Annotated in this window: 23 protein-coding genes; 10 read left to right on the top strand and 13 right to left on the bottom strand. The window is 66.5% G+C overall.

All coding sequences use genetic code 11. From position 1 onward, the window contains the following. Positions 1 to 4 precede the first annotated feature (4 nt). A complete protein-coding gene (locus tag QFZ46_RS10270) occupies positions 5 to 2,548 on the top strand; it encodes a DEAD/DEAH box helicase (protein WP_307361039.1) in 2,544 nt (847 codons plus the stop codon). Between the two features lie 14 nt (positions 2,549 to 2,562). On the opposite strand, the gene QFZ46_RS10265 is transcribed toward QFZ46_RS10270, so the two are convergent. The 6 genes from QFZ46_RS10265 to QFZ46_RS10240 all read right to left on the bottom strand — a co-directional run bounded on the left by QFZ46_RS10265 (position 2,563) and on the right by QFZ46_RS10240 (position 6,572). Continuing rightward, positions 2,563 to 2,832 carry an HPr family phosphocarrier protein gene (locus QFZ46_RS10265; protein ID WP_307361037.1) on the bottom strand — a complete coding sequence of 90 codons (270 nt, stop codon included), beginning with the start codon at positions 2,830 to 2,832 and terminating at the stop codon, positions 2,563 to 2,565. A gap of 14 nt (positions 2,833 to 2,846) precedes the next feature. Continuing rightward, entirely contained in the window at positions 2,847 to 3,521 is a 675-nt protein-coding gene (locus tag QFZ46_RS10260; RefSeq protein ID WP_307361034.1) for an HAD-IA family hydrolase, read from the bottom strand. Between the two features lie 71 nt (positions 3,522 to 3,592). Beyond that, complete coding sequence (locus QFZ46_RS10255) at positions 3,593 to 5,035, bottom strand: PTS ascorbate transporter subunit IIC (RefSeq protein ID WP_307361033.1); 1,443 nt, start codon at positions 5,033 to 5,035, stop codon at positions 3,593 to 3,595. 47 nt (positions 5,036 to 5,082) lie between these two features. Further along, positions 5,083 to 5,361, bottom strand: coding sequence for a PTS sugar transporter subunit IIB (locus QFZ46_RS10250; protein ID WP_307361032.1), 279 nt, complete (start codon positions 5,359 to 5,361; stop codon positions 5,083 to 5,085). Next, positions 5,358 to 5,810, bottom strand: coding sequence for a PTS sugar transporter subunit IIA (locus QFZ46_RS10245; protein ID WP_307361030.1), 453 nt, complete (start codon positions 5,808 to 5,810; stop codon positions 5,358 to 5,360). The genes QFZ46_RS10250 and QFZ46_RS10245 overlap by 4 nt, the downstream gene beginning before the upstream one ends. 15 nt (positions 5,811 to 5,825) lie before the next feature. After that, positions 5,826 to 6,572 (bottom strand): GntR family transcriptional regulator, encoded by a 747-nt coding sequence (locus QFZ46_RS10240; RefSeq protein WP_307361028.1) that lies wholly within the window; start codon positions 6,570 to 6,572, stop codon positions 5,826 to 5,828. Between the two features lie 159 nt (positions 6,573 to 6,731). Between QFZ46_RS10240 and tkt the strand changes: the two genes are divergently transcribed. Continuing rightward, positions 6,732 to 8,783, top strand: a complete 2,052-nt coding sequence (tkt, locus tag QFZ46_RS10235) for a transketolase (RefSeq protein WP_307361027.1) — start codon at positions 6,732 to 6,734, stop codon at positions 8,781 to 8,783. Positions 8,784 to 8,939: 156 nt separating this feature from the next. Here tkt and QFZ46_RS10230 read toward each other — a convergent pair whose 3' ends face one another. Beyond that, entirely contained in the window at positions 8,940 to 9,323 is a 384-nt protein-coding gene (locus QFZ46_RS10230) for a nuclear transport factor 2 family protein (RefSeq protein ID WP_307361026.1), read from the bottom strand. A gap of 60 nt (positions 9,324 to 9,383) precedes the next feature. Next, positions 9,384 to 10,055 (bottom strand): M15 family metallopeptidase, encoded by a 672-nt coding sequence (locus QFZ46_RS10225; RefSeq protein WP_307361025.1) that lies wholly within the window; start codon positions 10,053 to 10,055, stop codon positions 9,384 to 9,386. A 117-nt stretch (positions 10,056 to 10,172) separates the two neighbouring features. On the opposite strand from QFZ46_RS10225, the gene QFZ46_RS10220 reads away from it, so the two are divergent. Then, complete coding sequence (locus QFZ46_RS10220) at positions 10,173 to 10,853, top strand: response regulator transcription factor (protein ID WP_307361024.1); 681 nt, start codon at positions 10,173 to 10,175, stop codon at positions 10,851 to 10,853. A 10-nt stretch (positions 10,854 to 10,863) separates the two neighbouring features. Beyond that, on the top strand, positions 10,864 to 11,931 hold the full coding sequence (locus QFZ46_RS10215; protein ID WP_307361023.1) for a sensor histidine kinase: 1,068 nt from the start codon (positions 10,864 to 10,866) through the stop codon (positions 11,929 to 11,931). A 152-nt stretch (positions 11,932 to 12,083) separates the two neighbouring features. On the opposite strand, the gene QFZ46_RS10210 is transcribed toward QFZ46_RS10215, so the two are convergent. Continuing rightward, positions 12,084 to 12,740, bottom strand: a complete 657-nt coding sequence (locus tag QFZ46_RS10210) for an FMN-dependent NADH-azoreductase (protein WP_307361022.1) — start codon at positions 12,738 to 12,740, stop codon at positions 12,084 to 12,086. 75 nt (positions 12,741 to 12,815) lie between these two features. Between QFZ46_RS10210 and QFZ46_RS10205 the strand changes: the two genes are divergently transcribed. Next, positions 12,816 to 13,154, top strand: a complete 339-nt coding sequence (locus QFZ46_RS10205; RefSeq protein ID WP_307361021.1) for a winged helix-turn-helix transcriptional regulator — start codon at positions 12,816 to 12,818, stop codon at positions 13,152 to 13,154. A gap of 142 nt (positions 13,155 to 13,296) precedes the next feature. Here QFZ46_RS10205 and QFZ46_RS10200 read toward each other — a convergent pair whose 3' ends face one another. Continuing rightward, positions 13,297 to 14,814 carry an SDR family NAD(P)-dependent oxidoreductase gene (locus tag QFZ46_RS10200; protein ID WP_307361019.1) on the bottom strand — a complete coding sequence of 506 codons (1,518 nt, stop codon included), beginning with the start codon at positions 14,812 to 14,814 and terminating at the stop codon, positions 13,297 to 13,299. Between the two features lie 106 nt (positions 14,815 to 14,920). Here QFZ46_RS10200 and QFZ46_RS10195 point away from each other — a divergent pair, with 106 nt between their 5' ends. Further along, on the top strand, positions 14,921 to 15,973 hold the full coding sequence (locus QFZ46_RS10195) for a M4 family metallopeptidase (protein WP_307361018.1): 1,053 nt from the start codon (positions 14,921 to 14,923) through the stop codon (positions 15,971 to 15,973). Then, positions 15,948 to 16,271, top strand: coding sequence for a protealysin inhibitor emfourin (locus QFZ46_RS10190; RefSeq protein ID WP_307361016.1), 324 nt, complete (start codon positions 15,948 to 15,950; stop codon positions 16,269 to 16,271). Before QFZ46_RS10195 ends, QFZ46_RS10190 begins: the two co-directional genes overlap by 26 nt. A 15-nt stretch (positions 16,272 to 16,286) precedes the next feature. On the opposite strand, the gene QFZ46_RS10185 is transcribed toward QFZ46_RS10190, so the two are convergent. After that, complete coding sequence (locus tag QFZ46_RS10185) at positions 16,287 to 17,330, bottom strand: mechanosensitive ion channel family protein (protein WP_307361013.1); 1,044 nt, start codon at positions 17,328 to 17,330, stop codon at positions 16,287 to 16,289. A 196-nt stretch (positions 17,331 to 17,526) separates the two neighbouring features. On the opposite strand from QFZ46_RS10185, the gene QFZ46_RS10180 reads away from it, so the two are divergent. The 3 genes from QFZ46_RS10180 to QFZ46_RS10170 all read left to right on the top strand — a co-directional run bounded on the left by QFZ46_RS10180 (position 17,527) and on the right by QFZ46_RS10170 (position 19,579). Further along, positions 17,527 to 18,429: a VOC family protein gene (locus QFZ46_RS10180; protein ID WP_307361011.1), complete on the top strand. Its 903-nt coding sequence runs from the start codon at positions 17,527 to 17,529 to the stop codon at positions 18,427 to 18,429. 7 nt (positions 18,430 to 18,436) lie between these two features. Continuing rightward, complete coding sequence (locus QFZ46_RS10175; protein ID WP_307361007.1) at positions 18,437 to 18,652, top strand: hypothetical protein; 216 nt, start codon at positions 18,437 to 18,439, stop codon at positions 18,650 to 18,652. Between the two features lie 207 nt (positions 18,653 to 18,859). Then, positions 18,860 to 19,579: a ribonuclease H family protein gene (locus tag QFZ46_RS10170; protein WP_307361004.1), complete on the top strand. Its 720-nt coding sequence runs from the start codon at positions 18,860 to 18,862 to the stop codon at positions 19,577 to 19,579. A gap of 25 nt (positions 19,580 to 19,604) precedes the next feature. Here the strand turns inward: QFZ46_RS10170 and QFZ46_RS10165 are convergent, their stop codons facing one another. Further along, positions 19,605 to 20,255 carry a TetR/AcrR family transcriptional regulator gene (locus QFZ46_RS10165; protein ID WP_307361001.1) on the bottom strand — a complete coding sequence of 217 codons (651 nt, stop codon included), beginning with the start codon at positions 20,253 to 20,255 and terminating at the stop codon, positions 19,605 to 19,607. 76 nt (positions 20,256 to 20,331) lie between these two features. Then, on the bottom strand, positions 20,332 to 21,306 hold the full coding sequence (locus QFZ46_RS10160) for a phosphotriesterase family protein (protein ID WP_307360998.1): 975 nt from the start codon (positions 21,304 to 21,306) through the stop codon (positions 20,332 to 20,334). Between the last annotated feature and the right edge of the window lie 3 nt (positions 21,307 to 21,309).

Below are 21,309 nucleotides of genomic sequence, written 5' to 3'. Positions count from 1 at the left end.
GATCATGACTTCCCCCGCACGCCTCGATCCGGCCTCTCTACGCGACGATTCGGGAGCAGTCGATCCGGATGCCGTGTACCTGGCGTTCGTCGAGTGGGCAGAGGCCACCGGCATCCAGCTGTATCCGGCTCAGGACGAGGCGGTCATCGAGATCGTCTCGGGGCAGAACCTGATCCTGTCGACTCCGACCGGTACCGGGAAGTCGCTCGTCGCTGTCGGCGCGCACTTCGCCGCCCTCGTCGAGGGTCGGCGCAGCTACTACACGGCACCGATCAAGGCGCTCGTCAGCGAGAAGTTCTTTGCCCTCGTCGACACCTTCGGACCTGAGAACGTCGGCATGATCACGGGTGATTCGTCGGTCAACGCGGATGCTCCGATCATCTGCTGCACAGCCGAGATCCTCGCCAACCTCGCACTTCGTCAGGGTCCTGACGCCGACGTCGGCCAGGTCGTCATGGACGAGTTCCACTTCTACGCCGACCCTGAGCGAGGGTGGGCGTGGCAGGTGCCGCTGCTGACGCTTCCGCAGACGCAGTTCATCCTGATGTCGGCAACGCTCGGCGACGTGACCGCACTGGCTGACGACCTGACTCGCCGCACCGGCCGCGAGACGGCGACAGTGACCGGCGTCGAACGCCCGGTGCCGCTGCACTTCTACTACGAGCTGACGCCGATCCACGAGACCGTCGAAGACCTGCTGACCACGGGTCAGGCACCGATCTACGTCGTGCACTTCTCGCAGGCCGCCGCCATGGAACGCGCCCAGGCGCTGTCGAGCACGAAGATCGCGACGAGGGAGCAGCGCGATCAGATCGCCGAACTCATCGGCGAATTCCGCTTCACGACGGCGTTCGGCAAGACGCTGTCCAAGTTCCTGCGCGCAGGAATCGGTGTTCATCACGCCGGCATGCTGCCGAAGTACCGACGCCTGGTCGAACAGCTCGCTCAGCGAGGCATGCTGCGGGTGATCTGCGGCACCGACACCCTGGGTGTCGGCATCAACGTTCCCATCCGCACTGTGCTCCTCACCGCGCTGACGAAGTTCGACGGCACGCGCATGCGGCAGTTGAACGCCCGTGAGTTCCACCAGATCGCGGGGCGCGCCGGCCGCGCCGGCTTCGACACCGCCGGCACGGTCGTCGCACAGGCGCCCGAGCATGAGACCGAGAACGCCGCGCTGATCCGCAAGGCGGGAGACGATCCGAAGAAGAAGCGCAAGATCATCCGCAAGAAGGCGCCGGACGGGTTCGTGTCCTGGGGCGAGCCGTCGTTCCGCAAACTCGTCGACGCAGAGCCGGAGACTCTGACCTCGCACATGCAGATCACGAGCGCGATGATGCTCAACGTCATCGGCCGCGGTGGCGACACGTTCGAGAATATGCGCGCACTGGTATACGACAACCATGAGCCACGAGCACGGCAGCGCCTTCTCGCGCTGCGCGCTCTGGGCATCTACCGGACGCTGCGCGAATCAGGCATCGTCGAGCAGGCGGCCGACGGCACGATCAGCCTGACCGTCGACCTGCAGCCGAACTTCGCGCTCAACCAGCCGCTGTCGCCGTTCGCGTTGGCCGCGTTCGAGCTGCTCGATCCGGATGCCGCCACCTTCGCCCTCGACATGATCTCGATCGTGGAGTCGACCCTGGATGACCCGCGGGCGGTCCTGAGCCAGCAGGAGTTCCTCGCCCGAGGCGACGCCGTCGCCGAGATGAAGCGCGAGGGCATCGAGTACGAAGAGCGCATGGAACTGCTCGAGCAGATCACGTATCCGAAGCCGCTGGAAGAGCTGCTGAGCGCGACGTTCGAGACATACAGCGCGGCGCAGCCATGGATCCGCGACTTCGAGCTGCATCCGAAGGCCGTGGTGCGCGACATGTACGAGCGTGCCATGTCGTTCGGGGAATATGTCGCGTACTACAAGATCGCCAGGTCAGAGGGCGTGGTGCTGCGGTACCTCTCCGATGCCTACCGTGCAGCCTCGCAGACGATCCCTGAGGACCTGAAGAACGAGGATCTGCGCGACCTCATCGAGTGGCTCGGAGAACTCGTCCGTCAGGTCGATTCGAGCCTGCTCGACGAGTGGGAGGAACTGCGGGCCGGCACCGACAACGGCATCGTCGATCTCGACGCGCTGAAGGCCGCCGAGCACCTCGAAGAGCCGATCGTGCCGCCGGCGCCGAAGCGTCTCACGAGCAACGTGCGCGCGTTCCGCATCCTGGTGCGCAACGAGTTGTTCCGCCACGTGCAGCTCGCCGCCCGCGAAGACGTCGACGCTCTGGCCGCACTCGATCCGGCATTCGGTGAAGACGGCTGGAACGACGCGCTCGACGCCTACTTCGCCGAGCACGACGAGATCCTCACCGGTTCGGATGCGCGAAGCTCGAAGCTGCTGCTTCTCACCGAGGGCGCTTCGACGTGGACCGTGCGGCAGATCCTCGATGACCCCGCCGGCGACCACGACTGGGGCATCTCCGCGACGATCGATCTCGCCGCATCAGATGAGGCGGGCGAAGCCGTCGTCACCGTGACCGGGGTGGATCGGCTTTAGCCGCTTCAGTACTTTCAAGCCTCGTCGAGGTTGCTGGCCAGCAACGCGGCGAGTTCCTCGAGGACCGCTTCCTCGCCATCGCCCTCCACCGTGACGTCGACCTCATCGCCCATCTTCAGGCCGAGCGTCATGAGCGCTAGCAGGCTTGCACCGTTGGCCTTCTTCCCGCCCGCAGACAGAGACACCGTGTTGCCGGAAGCAGCCGCCGCCTTGGCGAAGAGCGATGCCGGCCGCGAGTGCAGGCCGGACGTGGAGCCGATGACGACGGTGGAGGTGGTTGCCATGAGTAAGGGTTCTTTCAGTGGGAGGTCTGCGCCGAGGCAAGTGCGCCATCGACAGTGAGGACGGTGAGCGCGCCGTTCTGGTACGCCACCGCGCGGAGATCGGACACGTGCGCGTCAACGGGCGTGCCCTCGAGGTGGTCGCCGACCCCGATCACCCAGCGCACGCCTGCGGTGCGCGCTGCGCGGACACCTGCCGGGGCATCCTCCAGCACCGCGCACGCTGCGGGGTCGAGGCCGAGCGCCTCGGCGCCACGGCGGTAGGGTTCCGGGTCGGGTTTGCCGTTCGTCACGTCATCCGCGGTGATCAGGAAGCGCGGTTCGGGGTGATGCGCAGAAGCGAGTCGGCGGCGGGCGAGAGCACGAGTCGCCGATGTGACGACGGCCCACCGATCCGCCGGAAGCGACCGGGTGAGATCGACCGCACCGGGGATCCCGGCGGTCGCGAATGCGCTCGTCACCTCGGCCTGATCGAGTGCGGTGATCGCCTCTGCGAGGATCTCTGGGTCGACGAGTGTCGCGATCACGTCGGCCGCCCGCACCCCGTGTTCCATCTGGGTGCGGAAGTCGTAGCCCGGTGCGTACCGGCTCGACCACGCATCCCACGCGACGGCGGCAGGTTCGAGGGAATCCACCAGTACGCCGTCGCAGTCGAACAGCACCCCGTCCACCGGGAACAGCATCTGTGTCATCGCCTCATCATCCTTCTGGGTAAGGATCCGCTGTTCCGGTCTGCGTACGCAGGACCGGAACAGCGGTCGCCCTATTCGGCCTTGCGGCCGTGCTCGACCGCGAGGTCGGCCTCAGCCTGGTGCTCCTGCGCTTCCGGTGTGGCGTTGCGTGCGGCCAACCGCTTGTCGCGGGCGCGCATGACGAACGTCAGGACGTACAGGACGACGAGCGACAGCAGGAGCGTGACGATGACTGCGATCTGGCCGCCTGCCGAGGACACGCCACCGACGATGAGCCCGAAGACGCCGTAGTCGGAGTCCGAGAACGTCGCGTTGGAGAGCCCGATATCGCCGAGAACGGGTAGCAGGAAGAGCGGGAGGAACGTGATCGCGATGCCGTTCGCGAATGCGCCGAGCACAGCTCCACGACGGCCGCCCACGGCGTTGCCGATCACACCGGATGCGGCACCGGTCATGAAGTGCGCGACGACGCCCGGGATGATGATGGCCGTTCCCATGGCCGCCATTCCCAGCATCCCGACGATGCCGCCGGCGAAGCTGGCGAGGAAGCCGATGAGGACGGCGTTCGGTGCGAAGGGGAAGACGATCGGAACGTCGAGCGCCGGACGCGCGTTCTTGACGAGCTTTTCGGAGATGCCCTTGAACGCCGGCACGATCTCGGCGAGAACGACGCGCACACCCGCGAGGATGATGAAGACGCCTGCGGAGAAGGTCGCGGCCAGCAGCACGAGGAACACGATGAAGTTCTGGCCGTCGGACAGCTCTTCCTCGATGTAGGGGGCGCCGGCGAAGAGACCGACGATGATGTAGATGACGGCCATCGACAGGGCGACGATGACGGTCGTGTCGCGGAGGAATCCGAGACCCTTCGGAAAGTCGATCTCCTCGGTCGACTTCGAGGTTCCCTTACCCCGCGTGACAAGTGCGACGAGTCCGCTCAGAGCGATGCCGAGGCCACCGGTATGGCCGAGGGCGACGTCGTCGGTGCCGGTCACCTTGCGCATGAACGGCTGAACCAGCGCCGGCGAAACCACCATGTAAATGCCCTGTGCGATCGACCCCCAGAGCACCACCGCCCAGGTATCGAAGCCTGCGACTCCGAGGATGACTGCGAACATCGCGGCGATGTAGAAGGCGACATGGCCGGAGAGGTAGATGTACTTGAACCGGGTCGTCGCGGCCAGCACGATGTTCACGAGCATGCCGAAGAAGAAGATCAGCGCGGCGGCCGAACCGTAATCCAGCAGCACCTGTCCGAGGATCGCCTCGTTGTTGGGCACCACACCCTGCACGTTGAACGCATGCTGGAACATGGCGCCGAAGGGGTCGAGCGAGCCCACGATGACTCCAGCACCGGCAGCAAGCACCAGGAATCCGACCAGCGTGCGAACCGTGCCCTTCAGCACGTCGCTGAAGGACTTGCTCTGGACGGCCAGACCGATCAGAGCGATGAGCGCGACGATGACCGCCGGCTGGGTGAAGATGTCCAAGAGAACATCGAGTACGGCATCCATCGGGGATGTGTCCTTTCGTCAGTGAAAGTCGGAAGTATGGGAGTGGGTCAGGCGTGCCGCTTGACGGCTTCGTCGACCTTGGTACGCAGCTCGTTCAGATCGATGATGCTGTCGAGAACGACGACATCGCCGATGCCGGAGGCGGCTTCAGCCAGGTCCGATCCCACGAACACAGCGTCGGCGTCACCGCGGGCGACCGAACCGAGGTCGGTGTGATCGACGGTGATACCGCTGACGCCGAGTTCCTTCAGTACCTTCTCGATGTTCATGTGCACCATGAAGCTGCTGCCGAGGCCCGTGCTGCACACCGCGAGGAATTTGGTCATTTGAGGGCTCCTTTCTGGAGTATTGCCGCCACTTCGGCGGATGTGGTGGCCGCGAGGAAGGAGCTCCGGGCGGTGTCATCGGAGAGAAGCTCAGCGAGCTGCGCCATGGTGGCGAGGTGACTGGAGTCATCGGCCGCCGCGAGACACACGAACAGCGAGATCGGGTGCGCCTCATCATCGTTCAGGAGCACGGCAGGACGCACCCATAGCGCGGAGAGCGCGGTCTTCACCACGCCGCGCTCCGGGCGGGCATGTGCCAGAGCAATGCCATAGCCGAGGTCGATGTAAGTACCTCCGGCGGCGATTGATTCCAGCATGGCGTCGACGTAGTCGCGCGTGATCGATCCGTCGTCCACGAGGGGCGCGCTGACGAGTTCGATCGCGTCCCGCCACCCAGGCAGGTTCTCGGCGAACTGCACTCGTCCTGCAGTGAGGTGTTCGGTGAGCATGTCGTTCTTCTCCTGTCAGTTCGCGGCGCGCGTGGAGCGCAGATTGAGGGTGATCTCGCTGGTGTCAGGCGAGTGCCGCGCGGTGCCGAAAGCGACGGGGACATCGCCTTCGTCGGCCACAGTCGAGTCGATGGTGAGAAGGCGCAGTCCTGGCGCCACTTCGAGGTTGAGTGCGACCTCCGCGCTCGCCTCTTCGACGCGCACGATCAGATCGTTGCGCACCAGGAACACGCCGTAGCGTGCTTCGAGGAAATCGAAGAGGGATGCCTCGGAGAGATCCGCCGTGATCACATCGGGGTATCTCTCGTAGGGCAGGTACGTGACCACGTGCTGGTGCAGTTGACGGTCCACGTAACGCAGGCGAACGAGTTTGATGACGCTGTCACCCACCTCGATGCCGAGCTTCTCCGCGACGAGGGCTTCGGCCGGCACGAGTTCCTGGCGCAGGACGCGAGTCGACACGAGGTGGCCCTCGCTGGTCTGTTGCCGGTGGAGCCCGAGAACTGTGTCAGTGAACCGCTCAGGGTGGCGTTCGCTCGCTGTGGGTTCCGTCACGAAAGTTCCGCGGCCATGCTCACGCGCCAGCCGACCGTCCTGCACGAGACCGTCGACAGCGTGGCGGAGGGTGATGCGACTGACCTCGAACTCGTCGCAGAGCTCAGCTTCGGACGGAATGCGCTCGCCGACGGGGAGCGACGAGATGCGGTCGAGCAGTTTGGCACGCACCGCGCGGTACTTGGTTGTTCCCGCAGTCAGCTCCATGGCAGCCTCCTTGATCACCCTTGAGCGGAAGAGTTGTTATGACGTCATGATGCCACTTTGCTTCGATCTCCGCAAACCTGCCCATAACCTGTTGACGATCGGGGGATTTTCGCCCTGCGACATCATGACGTCATAATGAATATGAAAGCGAGGTAGCTCATGTCAAACGCCACCGCCAACGTCGACGCCGCCCTGATCGACGACGCATTGATCACCACGGCCCGCCTTCTGGCCGCCGATTCCGTCGAACGCGCGAAGTCCGGGCATCCCGGTACCGCGATCGCACTGGCGCCCGCGGCGACGCTGCTGTTCCAGCGACACCTTCGGCACGATCCCGCCGACCCGAGCTGGATCGGTCGTGACCGGTTCATCCTGTCGTGCGGCCACGCGAGCATCCTGCTCTACATCCAGCTCTACCTCTCGGGCTACGACGTCACTCTCGATGACCTGCGCGCGTTCCGCACACTCGACTCGCGCACACCGGGTCACCCCGAGTTCAGGCACACCGCCGGCGTGGAGACCACGACCGGTCCGCTCGGCCAGGGCCTGGCGACGGCCGTGGGCATGGCGATGGGCTTCGTGCACGAACGCGCTCTCCTCGACCCCGACGCGGCCGCCGGCGAATCGGTGTTCAACCGCCGCGTTTTCGTCCTGGCATCCGATGGCGACCTGCAGGAGGGTCTGTCGTATGAGGCGGGCGCGCTGGCTGGACGCCTCGGCTTGGACAACCTCACCGTGATCTATGACGACAACGACATCCAGATCGAGGGCGGCACAGCGTTGACGTCGTCGGAGGATGCAGCGGCGCGCTTCCGCGCCCAGGGCTGGGATGTGCATCGAGTGGAGCTCGCAGGCGACGGTGACGTCGACATCGCCGGACTCGACGCGGCATTGAGCGCCACGACGGTGGCCGGAAAGCCACGCCTGATCCTGCTGAAGTCGCAGATCGCCTATCCCTCCCCTGGCGCGGTCAACACCGCGGCATCCCACGGCGCCCCGCTCGGCGCGACGGAGGTGGCGGCACTCCGTGACGCCCTCGGTGTCGACGACGCGCCTTTCACTGTTTCCGATGAGGTGCTCGCGACCGCACGGGAGGTGACCGCGCGGGGCGCGCTCGTTCGAGGAGCCTGGCAGGAGCGCTTCGACGCGTGGGCTCACGCTCATCCCGACCGCGCCGCAACGTTCGCCGCGCTGTCGGCCCGGAGCATGCCCTCAGATCTGTTCTCGTCGCTCCCGCAGTTCGAGCCCGGCTCCTCGGTCTCCACGCGCGACGCCTCCGGCAAGACCATTCAGGCACTCGCCGACGTGATGCCGGGGCTGTGGGGCGGCTCGGCCGACCTCGCGGAACCGAACCGCACCGAGATCAAGGGCGGCGGGTCGTTCCTTCCCACCTCGACCGGTCTCGGCGACTACTCCGGTCGCAACATCCACTGGGGCGTGCGGGAGCACGCGATGGCCGCCGCGATGAACGGCATCGCGCTCTCGGGCGGCTGGCGTGTCTTCGGCGGCACCTTCCTGGTGTTCAGCGACTATCAGCGCCCGTCGATTCGTCTTGCCGCGCTCATGAACCTGCCTGTGACCTACATCTGGTCGCACGACTCGGTGGCGCTCGGTCAGGACGGACCCACGCACCAGCCGATCGAGCACCTCGCGAGCCTGCGCGCGATCCCGAACTTCACCGTCGTACGACCGGCCGATGCGAACGAGACCGTCGCCGCCTGGGCGGCCGTGCTCGAGAACTCGGGCCCTGCGGGTCTCGTGCTGGGTCGCCAGGGTGTTCCCGTGCTCGACCTTCCCTTGGATGACGTCCACGCAGGAGTTCGTCGCGGCGGGTATGTGGTGGCTGACACCGCCGACGCTCGGGCGATCATCATCGCCACCGGCAGCGAGGTCGCCCTCGCTCTCGAGGCGTCGCGTATCGCGGGCGACGAGGGGATCGCCGTCCGCGTGGTGTCGATGCCGAGCCGTGAATGGTTCGCCGCACAGGACCCGCAGTACCGTGAGCAGATTCTGCCCGCGGCCATCACCGCCCGGGTGGCGGTCGAGGCGGCCGCCTCATTCGGCTGGCACGAACTGGTCGGTCCTGCTGGAGCGATTGTCGGGATCGATGAGTTCGGACTCTCCGCACCAGCGGATGAGGCGCTCGCCGCGCGCGGCATGACGGTGGCTCGCGTGCTCGACGCGATCCGCACGGTCATCGCTACCGACTGACGCGTGCCAGGAAGCCGGGTCGATCTGTCCGCGAAATCACGTGGAGCGGCAGATCGACCGGGTTCTCCGGTTCCATATCGCTCTCGCCCACGCGCCGGAAGCCCGCGTCGGCGACCGGATGCCATGCGATCGATTCCAGTGTCCGCACCGGGACGCTCATGACGACGACTGGCCGGCGTCGACCGGCGTCTGCTGGTAGAGCGCGAGCCGCCATGCACCCGCGCGACGTACATACGTGCTCGCCATGAGGGCGACGAACGGCTCCGCCCCTGCGCGGAACGCCCGCCCGGTGTAGAGCAGTGTCGACGCGCCATCCGCCAAAGCAAGCAATCGCGGCTCGTCGACCTCGTATCTCTCCCACGGCGGAGCTCCGGCCAGCGACGCGATCACCTCCGAACGATCCATCGACAGCCCGGATGCCAGCAGCATCGCACCGTCCTCGGTCATGAGTGCTCCGTAGAAATCGCTCCCCGTCCCGTCGCAGAGCGAACGCCACCCGTGATTCTCGAGCTCCAGCAGCTCCTCGATCTGCTCAGTCATCCCGCTATGCTCGTCCGCCGCGCCGGAATGGGCAACCCCGTTGCGCCGCCCGATCAGCTGTCACCCCTGCATCCGCGGGTCTTCCGTCGGGTCGGCGTAGGCAGGCGGACACACCCCGCCGACAGCATCCGGTCGCAATTCGTAGTGCCAGGATTCGTTGCCATAGATCTGGCACAGTCCGTACTGTGCGCCATGCTGCGCGAGCCAGTCGGTCGCCGTGAGGGGACCGATGTCGACGGCGTCACCCGACACGTGCGCTGAGGTGTGGGCCGTCGCCACCCAGCGCGCTGCTTCCTCCTCCGAGCCGTAGTCGTCGACCGCCGCACGCAGCAGCGATGACTGGTATTCCGGGGACCGCCAGCCGCTGTTGACTTCGAATTCGACACCGCTCACCGCCGCATCCGTTGCCGCCCTGCGCAGCGCATCGAGCAGCGCGGGGTTCAGCCGGGTGACGGCCGGGGCCTGGTCATCGAACACGGACAGCCCTTCGCCCTGTCCGATGTAGCCGTGCTCGGGAGTCAGAACAGAGCCGTCATCCGCAGAAGTTCCGAGCCCCACCGATTGCCCGGTGCCGCCCGCGATATCCGCGAGCGACTTCGATCCGTTCGCCACCACGAGCACGAGGGCGATCACCAACGCGATGAGGGCGACGATGAGGGCAACGACGGCCCGTCGCTGCTGAGAGCGGGTCGGTAAGGGTGACGGAGCAGTTGCTACATGGGTGGTTCTCATGTCTCCAGAGAACCCGGCGGGCAGTTGCGAGGCCGTATGCGATTCTTCATACGCTCGCGATATGCCCGGGTGCGTAGGATCTCTGCATATGAACACCCCGCACACGAGAGCCGAGCCATGCGTGTGCTGATCGTCGAGGACGAGCCCTACCTCGCCGAGGCCGTCCGCGACGGGCTGAGGCTCGAGGCGATCGCCGCCGACATCGCGGGCGATGGCGACACGGCTCTGGAGCTGCTGTCAGTGAACAGCTACGACATCGCCGTGCTCGATCGCGACATCCCTGGCCCTTCAGGCGACGACGTCGCCCGCTGGATCGTGGCGTCCGGTGCAGGCATCCCGATCATCATGCTCACGGCAGCCGACCGTCTGGACGACAAGGAAACCGGTTTCGAATCGGGTGCCGACGACTACCTCACCAAGCCGTTCGAACTGCGCGAACTGGTGTTGCGCCTGCGGGCATTGGATCGCCGGCGCGCCCACGCCCGCCCGCCCGTGCAGGAGCTCGCGGGTCTTCGGCTCGACGCGTTCCGTCGTGAGGTATACCGCGACGACCGCTATGTCGCACTGACGAGGAAGCAGTTCGCGGTGCTGGAAGTGCTCATCAGCGCCGCCGGCGGAGTCGTCAGCGCCGAGGAGCTGCTCGAGCGTGCGTGGGATGAGAACGCGGATCCGTTCACGAACGCGGTGCGCATCACGGTGTCATCCCTGCGCAAGCGGTTGGGCGAGCCCTGGCTGATCCTCACTGTTCCAGGTGTGGGATATCGGATCGGCACCGAGGCGGATGCGGTCGATGGATAGGCGGCGTGGGATGAGTGCGCGGCTCAAGCTCACGCTGAGCTACGCCGGATTCCTGATGATCGCGGGCGTGCTGCTGCTCGCTGTCGTCGTCGTGTTCCTGTTGCGCTATGTGCCCGATGGGCAGATCAGGAGCATGGGACCGTTCGTACCGAACCGCTCCGACCTGGTGCGCGCATTCGTCCCGCCGACGATCGCTGCGCTCGTCTTCCTTCTCGCCCTCGGGCTCGTGGGCGGGTGGTTCCTGGCCGGGCGGATGCTGGCGCCGCTGTCCCGCCTCAATGCTGCTGCTCACCTGGCCGCAGAAGGATCGCTCTCGCATCGCGTCGACATGCCGGGGCCGAAAGACGAGTTCCGTGACCTCGCGGATGTGTTCGACACGATGCTGGCGCGGCTCGAAGCGCACGTGGAGGAGCAACGGCGGTTCGCCGCGAACGCCTCCCACGAGCTGCGCACGCCGCTGGCGATCTCGCAGACGATGCTCGAGGTGGCGCGCGATGACCCCGACCGCGACGTCGACGTCCTCATCGATCGACTGCAGAATGTCAACGCACGGGCGATCGCCCTGACCGAGGCGCTTCTCGTGCTGGCCCGCGCCGACCGCGGCACCTTCGAACGCGACCGTGTGGAGTTGTCGCTTCTGGCGGAAGAGGCCGTGGAAAGCCTGCATCCGCTGGCCGATCGACGCGGCGCGACGCTCGACATCCGAGGCACGACGGCCTTCGTCAACGGATCTCCAGCGCTGCTGCAGCAGCTCATCGTGAACCTGGTCCACAACGCGATCGTGCACAATCTCGCGGAGGGCGGGCTCGTCGAGGTGCACACCGAAGCAGGCCGGGATGGCGCATTGGTGGTCATCGAGAACACCGGCGAGGTGGTTCCTTCCCACCTGCTCGCCACTCTGCGGGAGCCGTTCCAACGCGGCGCCGGTCGCTTCCGGGGCAAGGATGCGGCTCATGCGGGGGCTGGACTCGGACTCGCGATCGCCGAAGGGATCACGCGCGCCCACGGCGGAACGCTGGAGTTGGAGCCGCGCAGCGGCGGCGGACTCATCGTGACGGTGCGGTTGCCCGTCGAGTGAGGCCGGTCGGATGCCGCGGCCTCTCCCGTGGAGAGGCCGTGCTCGTCGACAGTTTGGGGGCCCATCACACGGATGTCGGACGGATCAGCCAAGATCGTCCGACATCCGTGTTCTCGACCCCCAGAGTGTCGGGGGGTGCGGAAGCGCCCCGGTCAGGCGACCTTGGTGCCGCGTGTCGCAGCGAGCTCCTGGCCGTAGACCCGTGCCGACTTCTCGGCCTCGTCCTTGAGCTCGCTCGCGACATCCTTGAACGCATCCATCGCCGGGTTGACTCCGACGAGCGTGAACGGACGCTGCACGACGCGCAGGTCGAGGCCCCAGACGTCCTCGAGCACGCGACGCAGCCAGCCGGTGGAGTGATCCCAGCCCTCCTTGGGCGTTCCCGGGGCGTAGTTGCCGCCGAGCACGGTGACGAGCGTCGCCGGCTTGCCGTTCAGCGCGGTGCCCTCCGGGTCGATGCGGGGGTCGGTGTACGCCAGGTCGAACCACGTCTTGAAGTGCTGCGAGACGCCGTAGTTGTACAGCGGCACCGCGAACAGCAGTGCGTCGGCACTGATCAGCTCGTCGGCGAACGCGGCGGCGAGAGCTCGTGCGGAGTTCTGCTGCTCGCTGCGCTGGTCCTCTGCGACGAACTTCGACGTGACGGCATCCGCCCAGACCGTCGCGGGAACCGGGTCGGCCGCGAGGTCGCGTCGGGTCACGATCGAGTCGGGATGGGATGCCGTCCACTCGGCCTCCACGAGATCGGCGAGCGAGCGGCTGGCGGATGTGGCAGGCAGGATGCTGGCATCCAGGCGGAACAGGGACATAGTGACCTTTCGTTTTCGGAGTCGCTCTGTTTTTATTAGCGACTCGCGTTAACGTAGCACATGTAGGATGGATGCATGGCCGAGGCTGAAACGGCGATCCACGTGTGTGACGCCGCTGTCACACTGGCCTTCAGCGTGCTCGGAAAGCGCTGGAACGGAATGATCGTTTCATCGCTCGGTGGCGGCCCTGCCACTTTCGTCGCACTGCGTCGCGCGGTCGTCGGCATCAGCGACACCGTGCTCTCCGACCGCCTCGCCGAACTCGCTCAGGCGGGGCTCGTCGCCCGCACCGTCGACGCCGGCCCGCCGGTCACGGTCTCATACGCGTTGACCGAGAGCGGCAAGGGGCTGCTGCCGATTCTCAGCCAGCTCGGTCAGTGGGCGTCTGCGAACCTCGAGGTCCCTGCGCACTGAGTTCGCGTCCGCGAACGCGCGGCTGCATGCACAGATGCAGGGCGAATGAACGGATGCAGGGCGACACGCCGCAGCCCGCCCCTGCAGGTGTGCAGCGGCCCTGCAAGTGTGCGCACCGAACCTGGCACGCGCCGCCCAGTGCTCACCAGGGGTTCGGCTTGTAGTCCTTCAGGAACACCCCGTGCACGTTGACGCCGGCCTCGCCCTGCACGATCGGGTCGTACACGCGCGCGGCACCGTCGACGAGGTCGAGCGGAGCGTGGAACCCCTCCTCGGCCAGGCGCACCTTGGTGTGGTGCGGGCGCTCGTCGGTTATCCAGCCGGTGTCGACGGCGGTCATCAGGATGCCGTCGGTCTCGAGCATCTCGCCCGCGCTGGTGCGCGTGAGCATGTTCAGCGCGGCCTTGGCCATGTTGGTGTGCGGGTGCCCCGGCCCCTTGTAGCGGCGCGAGAACTGGCCTTCCATGGCCGAGACGTTCACGACGTACTTGCGGTGCGCGTCTGACGCGGCCATCGACGCCCGCAGTCTGCTGATCAGCAGGAACGGCGCCGTGGTGTTCGCCAGCTGCACCTCGAGCATCTCGAGCGGGTCGACCTGCTCGACCGACTGCACCCAGCTGTTGACGCGGTTGATGTCCGGCACGAGGCCGCCGGCGTCGATCGCGCTGCCGTCGGCGTGCTTCTCCAGCGACGACGACCCAGGCGCCATCGCGAGCCTGGCGAGGTCTTCGGCCGTGAGCGCCTGTCCGCCCTGTTCGGCGACGGTGCCGCCGAGGGCGGCCACGGACAGCAGCGGGTTGGAGTCGACGGATGCCTGCAGCGCCTGCGGATGCGGGTCGACCGTGTGTCCGAACGTCTCCATCTCGGGCAATGGACCGTCCGGCAACGGCTGCATCTCGGCATCCGCCAGCAGAGAATATGCACCCGGCGAGCGCCTGACGGTCTGCGCGGCGTTGTTGATGAGGATGTCGAGCGGGCCCTGGGCCGCGACCGAATCGGCGAGCGCGATCACCTGCGCAGGGTCGCGCAGGTCGATGCCGACGACGCGCAGCCGGTGCAGCCAGTCGGCCGAGTCCGGCAGAGACGAGAATCGACGCACGGCGTCGCGAGGGAAACGCGTCGTGATGGTCGTGTGCGCTCCGTCACGCAGCAGCCGCAGCGCGATGTGCATGCCGATCTTCGCGCGACCGCCGGTGAGCAGTGCGCGCTTGCCGGTCAGGTCGGTGCGGGCGTTGCGCTTGCCATGGCTGAAGCGCGCGCAGTCGGGGCAGAGCTGGTGGTAGAACGCGTCGACCACCGTGTACGGCTGCTTGCAGATGTAGCAGTTGCGCGGCTTGAGCAGCTCGCCCGCGATCGGAGCATCCACCGTCGTCTTCAGGTCGTTGCCGCGCGTCTCGTCGTCGATGCGATCGGGGGCACCGGTCGCCGTGTTCGCGACGACCGCCTTGTCGGCCTCGGCGATGGCGTCGCGGATCTCCTTGCGGCGTACGCGCTTGACCGCCTTGAACATCGCCGCGGTCGCGCGTCGGACGGCGACGTAGTCCGGATGCTCTTCGCTGATCTTGTCCATCGAGGCGAGAACCCGCAGCGTGGTCTCGAGGTCTGCCGGGTCGAGGCCGTCGCCGAAGTCGGAGGTATCAACAGCGGGCGCATCGGTCATTGGGCTGATTTTACGCGAGCGGGCTGGGAGATCCCGCCGCAGACTCAGACGTGAAGTACAGGAGGAGTTCACGACAGTGTCTCCGCCCCGGCGTATCGTCGCCGATATGAACGACAGCGCATACGGCATCATCCCGGCATATCTCCTCGCCCGCCTGGCCGAGTCCGGGCGCTTCCCCCGGGCTGCGGATGCTGCGCGCCAGACCCTGCTCGCCGGTCGTCCGACGTTCCGCACCCGCATCAATCTGTCCATCGACGAGCAGGGCGATCTCGTCGCCGAGCTGTCGGATGCCCCGAACCGCACGATCAGTGATGCGCAGAACACCGAGACGCTGCCGGGTGCCGTGGTACGTGCGGAAGACGATCCGGCTGCGGATGATGTCTCTGTGAATGAGGCGTTCGATGGGCTCGGCGCGACATTCGAGCTGCTGCTGGGTGCGTACGACCGCAATTCCCTCGACGGGGCGGGTGCGGCTCTGGATGCGACGGTGCACTATGGCGTCGACTACGACAACGCCTTCTGGGACGGCGAGCGCATGGTCTTCGGAGACGGCGACGGCGAGGTGTTCCGCGGCTTCACCGGGTCGATCACGGTCATCGGGCACGAGCTCGCGCACGGCGTGATCCAGCACACGGCGAACCTCGAGTACCAAGGCCAGCCCGGCGCGCTGAACGAGTCGATCGCCGATGTGTTCGGCGCTCTCACCGAGCAGTACAGCGAGGGGCAGACCTCCGACCGGGCGAGCTGGCTGATCGGCGCCGGCATCTTCACCGACGAGGTGCAGGGCAGAGCACTGCGGTCGATGCTCGAACCAGGCACGGCCTACGACGACGATGAGCTCGGTAAAGACCCGCAGCCGGCGCACATGCGCGACTTCGTGCAGACGACAGAAGACAACGGCGGCGTGCACATCAACTCCGGCATCCCGAACCGTGCGTTCGCCCTCACTGCGACCACGCTCGGCGGCAATGCCTGGGAACGCGCCGGCCTCACCTGGTACCGCGCCCTGACCGGCGGGCTGGCGAGCACGGCCAATTTCCGTGAATTCGCGGATGCCACGATCGCCGCAGCCGTCGACGACGAAGTCGCCACAGCCACTCGCGCCGCGTGGACCACCGTGGGAGTCTATGAGGATGCGCGACGTAGCCCCACCGAGTGATCCGGACGAGGAGCCCGGCTTCGTCATCGCCGTGATCCGAACAGGTGGTCTTGCCGGCATCCGTCGACGCTGGCATGTCGTGCCGCAGCACGACGATGAGCCGCGCTGGATCGAGCTGATCGACAGCTGCCCCTGGGACGATCCGGCGGGCACCCCAGAGCGAGAGGCGGATCGCTATATCTGGCGCATCCAGGCCCGCACTCCAGCGGCGCGGCTCGAGCGAGAGCTGCCGGAGTCGGCGCTCGATGGCCCGTGGCGACAACTCGTCGACGCGGTGCGTGCGTCCTCGACTTCTTGAGCCCCGGCACAGTCGTCAGCGGTCGGGGCGTTCCTCCAGCGTCACCCGGGTGACCGGCAGCGCCTCCGGATGCTCCTGCTGAAGCCAGGTCATGATCTTCTCGCGCACCAGACAGCGCAGCTCCCACTGATCGTCCGAGTTCGCTGCGGAGATCTTGAATCGCAGCGTGACGTGACCACCCTCTGAACCGGTCACCAGCACGTTCGCGGAGCGTCTGTCCCATGCATCCGACGCCTCGATGATCTCCATGAACTTCTCGCGCACAGCATCCACCGGCACTCGCCAATCGAGATCCATGAACACTGTGCCGAGGATCTTGTCCGACCGCCGCGTCCAGCTCTCGACGGGCTTCGACGTGAAGTACGTGCACGGCAGGATCAGTCGGCGTTCGTCCCAGATGTAGACGACCACATACGACAGGTTGATCTCGCCGACATGCCCCCACTCCCCCTCGATGACAACGACGTCGCCGACGCGGATCGCATCGGTGAAGGCGATCTGCACGCCGGCGATGAGGTTGCCGAGCGTCGACTGCGCGGCGAGACCGGCGATGATGCTGACGACCCCCGCGGAGGCAAGGATGCTGGTGCCCACTGCCCTGACCTCGGGGAACGAGAACAGCACCGCTCCGATCGCGATGATCGAGATCAGGACGACGACAAGACGGTTCAGAATGGTGAGCTGCGTCTGACGTCGTCGCGCCTCAGGGCTGGTGGAGTCTCGTCGGCTGTCGTACTGCATGAGCCGCTCCATGCCGAAGGTGACGGCCGTCGACAGCAGCCATGCGCCCACGAGTACCACGGCGATCAGCAGAACCCGCTGCAGCACCGGCCACCACGACAGGGTCGCCGGAGCGGTGACCGCGCACGTGATCCACACCGCTATCAGGAATGCCAGAATCATCCCCGGCACTCGGATGCGGCGCTCAAGGTCCCCGATCCACGCGGAGCGCCCCCGGGCGCGACCTGCCACGAACCTCACGCCGATGACGATCGCCGCCACGATCGCGATCGCGATGAGCAGGGCCACGATCGTCTCCACCCACAGGGCCCAGTCCATGGTCACACCGACGGGAGCATTCTGGCCGACTCGAGAGTCTGGCCGAAGAGATCAGGCATCATTACACCCTAGACAAGTGCGCCTGCCCACGAGAAGCCCCTTGTTTCGAGGGCATCGGCGGCGCACTCTGTAATCGATGAGGCGGATCACGCATGCCGAATCAGATCAGCGAACCGTCCGCAGCAAAGGAGCTGTCATGTCGCAGAAGATCATCCCCAACATCTGGTTCGATCGGAACGCCGATGAGGCCGGCGCGTTCTACACCGATGCCTTCCCCGGAGCCACGGCGACCGTCGGCGCACGGTATCCCGACGAGGTGCCGGACTGGCAGTCCGACTTCGCGGGCACACCGCTCACCGTCGACCTCGTCATCGACGGCTATGAGCTCACGCTCATCAACGCCGGCGATGAGTTCCGCCCGAATGCGTCCGTGTCGTTCATGCTGAACTTCGATCCGCTGCGGTTCGACGGCGATCGTGATGCCGCGCGTGCCCGGCTCGACGAGACCTGGGCGAAGCTCGCCGACGGGGGCATCGTGCGGATGGAGCTCGGCGAGTATCCGTTCAGCCCCTGCTACGGCTGGGTGCAGGATCGTTACGGCGTCAACTGGCAGCTGCTGCTCGCTAACCCCGAAGGAGATCCGCGGCCGTTCCTGATCCCGCAGCTGATGTTCTGCGGCCCGGTGCAGAACCAGGCACGCGAAGCCGCGACGTTCTATTCGTCGCTGTTCCCGGCGTCCGAGGTCGGATTCATCGCGGAGTATCCCGAGAAGACAGGACCCGCAGACGCCGGCAGCGTGATGTTCGGCGAGTTCCGCCTTGCCGGACAATGGTTCTCGATGATGGATTCCGCCGTCGAACAGGACGTGACCTTCACCTGCGGGGTCTCGCTCGAGGTGCGCGTCGCCGATCAGGAAGAGCTCGACCGGTACTGGAACGCACTGACGGCTTCGCCAGAGGCCGAGGTCTGCGGCTGGCTCGCCGACCGGTACGGGCTGAGCTGGCAGATCGTTCCGGAGAACATGGGCGAACTCATGGAACGTCCGGGTGCATACGAGAAGATGATGGGGATGAAGAAGCTCATCATCGCCGACTTCTGAGGATCACATGGGACTTTTCACGCAGAAACCCGACGACCCGGGCCCCTGGGCCTCGCTGCCGGGTGAGCCGCTGGATCAGGATGCCGTCGACAGGCTCGAGGGCGCAGCGACCGTCGATCCGCTCGAGGTCGGGATGGGTGCGCAGACCACCTCGATCGTGTTGCCCGTCGCACCCGTTCTGGAGGAGCCCGCCGAGCAGACCGACGGCGAGCCCGAGTCGTGATGGTCACTCGATCGACTCCGGCCGTGCCCCCAACCCGACGAACCTCCCCATAGCGCCGGCAACGCTGGGGCACGCGAACCGACGAGCGCTTCGCTCGCAGAAGTGCACTTCGCTCGCAGGAATTCGCGGTATTGCTGCGACGTTCGTGCACATCTGCGAGGTTGTGCTCGGGCGTGAGGCCCGTTCGTCCCCCGTTACGCTCGAAGGATGACGATCATCGCCGCCGCAGACGGCTCCGCCCTGGGCAACCCCGGCCCGAACGGCTGGGCCTGGTACATCGACGACGCCAACTGGGCTGCGGGCGGATCGCCGCACGGCACCAACAATCAGGGTGAGCTGCAGGCTGTGCTCGAGTTGCTGCGCGCGACCGCCGGTACCGGCGAACCACTGCTGATCATGTGCGACAGCAAGTACGTCATCGATTCGATCACCAAATGGATGCCGGGATGGAAGCGTCGGGGATGGCGCAAGGCCGACGGCGCTCCTGTGCTCAACCGCGAGCTGATGGAGTCGTTGGACGAGGCCATGCGCGGCCGCGATGTGACGTTCGAGTGGGTCAAGGGTCATGCCGGTCACGGCCTCAACGAGGCTGCTGACGAACGTGCGAACGGTGCGGCGAAGGCTTATCAGGCGAAGCAGGAGCCGCGCCGCGGCCCGGGGTTCACGAGAGGGGCGGATGCCGTGGATGCCGCACTCCTCACCGCCACTGCCGTCGCGGCATCCGCTCCGTCGCCTGCCGCGGCGGTGACGGCAGCGGCGCCGCTGTGGGCTGAGGCATCCGATCTGCTGGACGGACTAGACGATGAGGCGGATGTGGCGCCGGTCGAGCTGCACATCGCCCTGTCACCTGCCGAGCTGTCCCGCCTTCGCACTCGCGCCCAGTCACAGGGCGTCTCGCTGGAAGAGGCGCTGCGCCGCCTGATCTGATCCTTCGACAGGCTCAGGGAGCGGATCAGACCTCGGCGGTCAGCCACGCCACCACGACGTCGCCGATCATCGAACGCAGGTGCTCGCGACGCTCCTCGGCGAGCAGGTCGCGGTCGAAGAGGTACCCGAAGGTGTGCTGGTTGGCGACCTGGAAGAAGCAGTACGAGCTGATCAGCAGGTGCACGTCCAACGCGTCGACGTCGCTCCGCACGCTCCCCTCGGCGCGCCCGCGCGCGAGCACCGTCTCGAGCACCGCGACCGCCGGCTGGTTCACGGTGCGCAAGCCGTCGAGGCGCTTGATGAACTCGCCGTGGTGGATGTTCTCGATCGAGACCAGGCGGATGAAGTCTGAGTGGTTTCGATGGTGGTCGTACGTGAGCTCGGCGATCTGCCGCAACGCCTCCACCGGTGCCAGATCGCCCGCGTGGATCGACTGCTCCTTCTCGCGGATGCCGCGGTAGGCGTTCTCGAGCACGGCGAGGTAGAGCTGCTCCTTGCCACCGAAGTAGTAGTAGATCATCCGCTTCGTCGTCTTCGTGCGTTCGGCGATCTCGTCGACGCGTGTGCCGGCGTAGCCGGACTCGGCGAAGGCCTCGGTGGCGACTTCGAGCAGTTCGGCGCGAGTCCGCTCGGCGTCGCGCTTTCGCACGACCGGTTCGGTCACGCTGTTCGTCATCGTCTCTCGTTCCCCTCGCCGGCTCGTGGTCGAGCCGGGCACTGCTCGACACCGCGAGCGTTTGGCTGTGCACACATCATGCCCCACCTGTCAGCAGTCGCCGCGGATTCACCACCATCAGCTGGTGCAGAGTCACGTCGTCGACGCCGGCGTCGCGCAGCTGTGGCAGCACCGTCTCGAACAGATGCGCCATGTGCCAATTCGGCGCGTGCGCGGCGCGCCACGACGGCGGCGTCACACGGCTGAACACTGCGGCGTCATGCGAGAGCACGATCCGGTCGGCATAACCGGCATCGAGCAGAGCGAGCAGCATCCGAATGCGATCCGCATCGCGCCCGACATGCTCCATACCGAACCGGTCGAAGCCCAGGAACGAACCACGATCGGCGAGCGATCGGAGGTATGAGAGGTCGAGCGAATCGCCGCTGTGCCCGATCACCACGCGGTCGAGCGGCACACCCAGGTGCGCGAGCGCATCCTGCTGCGCGATGCCGCCGCGCGCTGCCGCATCGGAGTGGGTCGTGATCGGCACTCCGGTGCGCAGGTGCGCCGAAGCCGCCGCCGCGAAGACGCGCGACACGTCAGGGGTGAGGCCGTCGCCATCCGAGGCGATCTTGATCATCCCGGCGCGCACCCTCGTGCCCGCGATCCCGGCCTCGATGTCGCCGGCGAAGAGGTCGACGAGCGGATCAGGGCCGTCGACGACGAGCCCTGGTCCGTTCAGCCGGAAGAACGGCGGCAGCACGGATGCCGCGTAGCATCCGGTCGCCGCCACGATCCGCACCGGCACACGGGAGGCCACCTCGGCGGCCCGGCGAACGTCACGTCCGAGTCCGATGACCGTGAGATCGACGACAGTCCGCACGCCCCGCGCGTACAGGTCGGTGAGTGAGGCCACGGCGCGTTCGATCGCCACCTGCTCATCCCATTCCGGATGAGGCATGTTGACGTCGAGTTCGGGGTCGGTGACGAAGATGTGCTCGTGGACGAGAGTGACCCCGAGCTCATCTCCATCAACCGGACCCGTGAAGGTCGGGACCGAACGCGCCATGCC

This window comes from Microbacterium murale (assembly GCF_030815955.1).
GTDB lineage: Bacteria > Actinomycetota > Actinomycetes > Actinomycetales > Microbacteriaceae > Microbacterium > Microbacterium murale_A.
This window is presented reverse-complemented; position numbering and strand designations above follow the sequence as displayed.

Coding starts and splice junctions, on each gene's coding strand:
- QFZ46_RS10270 (WP_307361039.1), top strand. CDS start 5: ATGACTTCCCCCGCACGCCTCGATCCGGCCTCTCTACGCGACGATTCG.
- QFZ46_RS10265 (WP_307361037.1), bottom strand. CDS start 2,832: ATGGCAACCACCTCCACCGTCGTCATCGGCTCCACGTCCGGCCTGCAC.
- QFZ46_RS10260 (WP_307361034.1), bottom strand. CDS start 3,521: ATGACACAGATGCTGTTCCCGGTGGACGGGGTGCTGTTCGACTGCGAC.
- QFZ46_RS10255 (WP_307361033.1), bottom strand. CDS start 5,035: ATGGATGCCGTACTCGATGTTCTCTTGGACATCTTCACCCAGCCGGCG.
- QFZ46_RS10250 (WP_307361032.1), bottom strand. CDS start 5,361: ATGACCAAATTCCTCGCGGTGTGCAGCACGGGCCTCGGCAGCAGCTTC.
- QFZ46_RS10245 (WP_307361030.1), bottom strand. CDS start 5,810: ATGCTCACCGAACACCTCACTGCAGGACGAGTGCAGTTCGCCGAGAAC.
- QFZ46_RS10240 (WP_307361028.1), bottom strand. CDS start 6,572: ATGGAGCTGACTGCGGGAACAACCAAGTACCGCGCGGTGCGTGCCAAA.
- tkt (WP_307361027.1), top strand. CDS start 6,732: ATGTCAAACGCCACCGCCAACGTCGACGCCGCCCTGATCGACGACGCA.
- QFZ46_RS10230 (WP_307361026.1), bottom strand. CDS start 9,323: ATGACTGAGCAGATCGAGGAGCTGCTGGAGCTCGAGAATCACGGGTGG.
- QFZ46_RS10225 (WP_307361025.1), bottom strand. CDS start 10,055: ATGAGAACCACCCATGTAGCAACTGCTCCGTCACCCTTACCGACCCGC.
- QFZ46_RS10220 (WP_307361024.1), top strand. CDS start 10,173: ATGCGTGTGCTGATCGTCGAGGACGAGCCCTACCTCGCCGAGGCCGTC.
- QFZ46_RS10215 (WP_307361023.1), top strand. CDS start 10,864: ATGAGTGCGCGGCTCAAGCTCACGCTGAGCTACGCCGGATTCCTGATG.
- QFZ46_RS10210 (WP_307361022.1), bottom strand. CDS start 12,740: ATGTCCCTGTTCCGCCTGGATGCCAGCATCCTGCCTGCCACATCCGCC.
- QFZ46_RS10205 (WP_307361021.1), top strand. CDS start 12,816: ATGGCCGAGGCTGAAACGGCGATCCACGTGTGTGACGCCGCTGTCACA.
- QFZ46_RS10200 (WP_307361019.1), bottom strand. CDS start 14,814: ATGACCGATGCGCCCGCTGTTGATACCTCCGACTTCGGCGACGGCCTC.
- QFZ46_RS10195 (WP_307361018.1), top strand. CDS start 14,921: ATGAACGACAGCGCATACGGCATCATCCCGGCATATCTCCTCGCCCGC.
- QFZ46_RS10190 (WP_307361016.1), top strand. CDS start 15,948: ATGCGCGACGTAGCCCCACCGAGTGATCCGGACGAGGAGCCCGGCTTC.
- QFZ46_RS10185 (WP_307361013.1), bottom strand. CDS start 17,330: ATGGACTGGGCCCTGTGGGTGGAGACGATCGTGGCCCTGCTCATCGCG.
- QFZ46_RS10180 (WP_307361011.1), top strand. CDS start 17,527: ATGTCGCAGAAGATCATCCCCAACATCTGGTTCGATCGGAACGCCGAT.
- QFZ46_RS10175 (WP_307361007.1), top strand. CDS start 18,437: ATGGGACTTTTCACGCAGAAACCCGACGACCCGGGCCCCTGGGCCTCG.
- QFZ46_RS10170 (WP_307361004.1), top strand. CDS start 18,860: ATGACGATCATCGCCGCCGCAGACGGCTCCGCCCTGGGCAACCCCGGC.
- QFZ46_RS10165 (WP_307361001.1), bottom strand. CDS start 20,255: ATGACGAACAGCGTGACCGAACCGGTCGTGCGAAAGCGCGACGCCGAG.
- QFZ46_RS10160 (WP_307360998.1), bottom strand. CDS start 21,306: ATGGCGCGTTCGGTCCCGACCTTCACGGGTCCGGTTGATGGAGATGAG.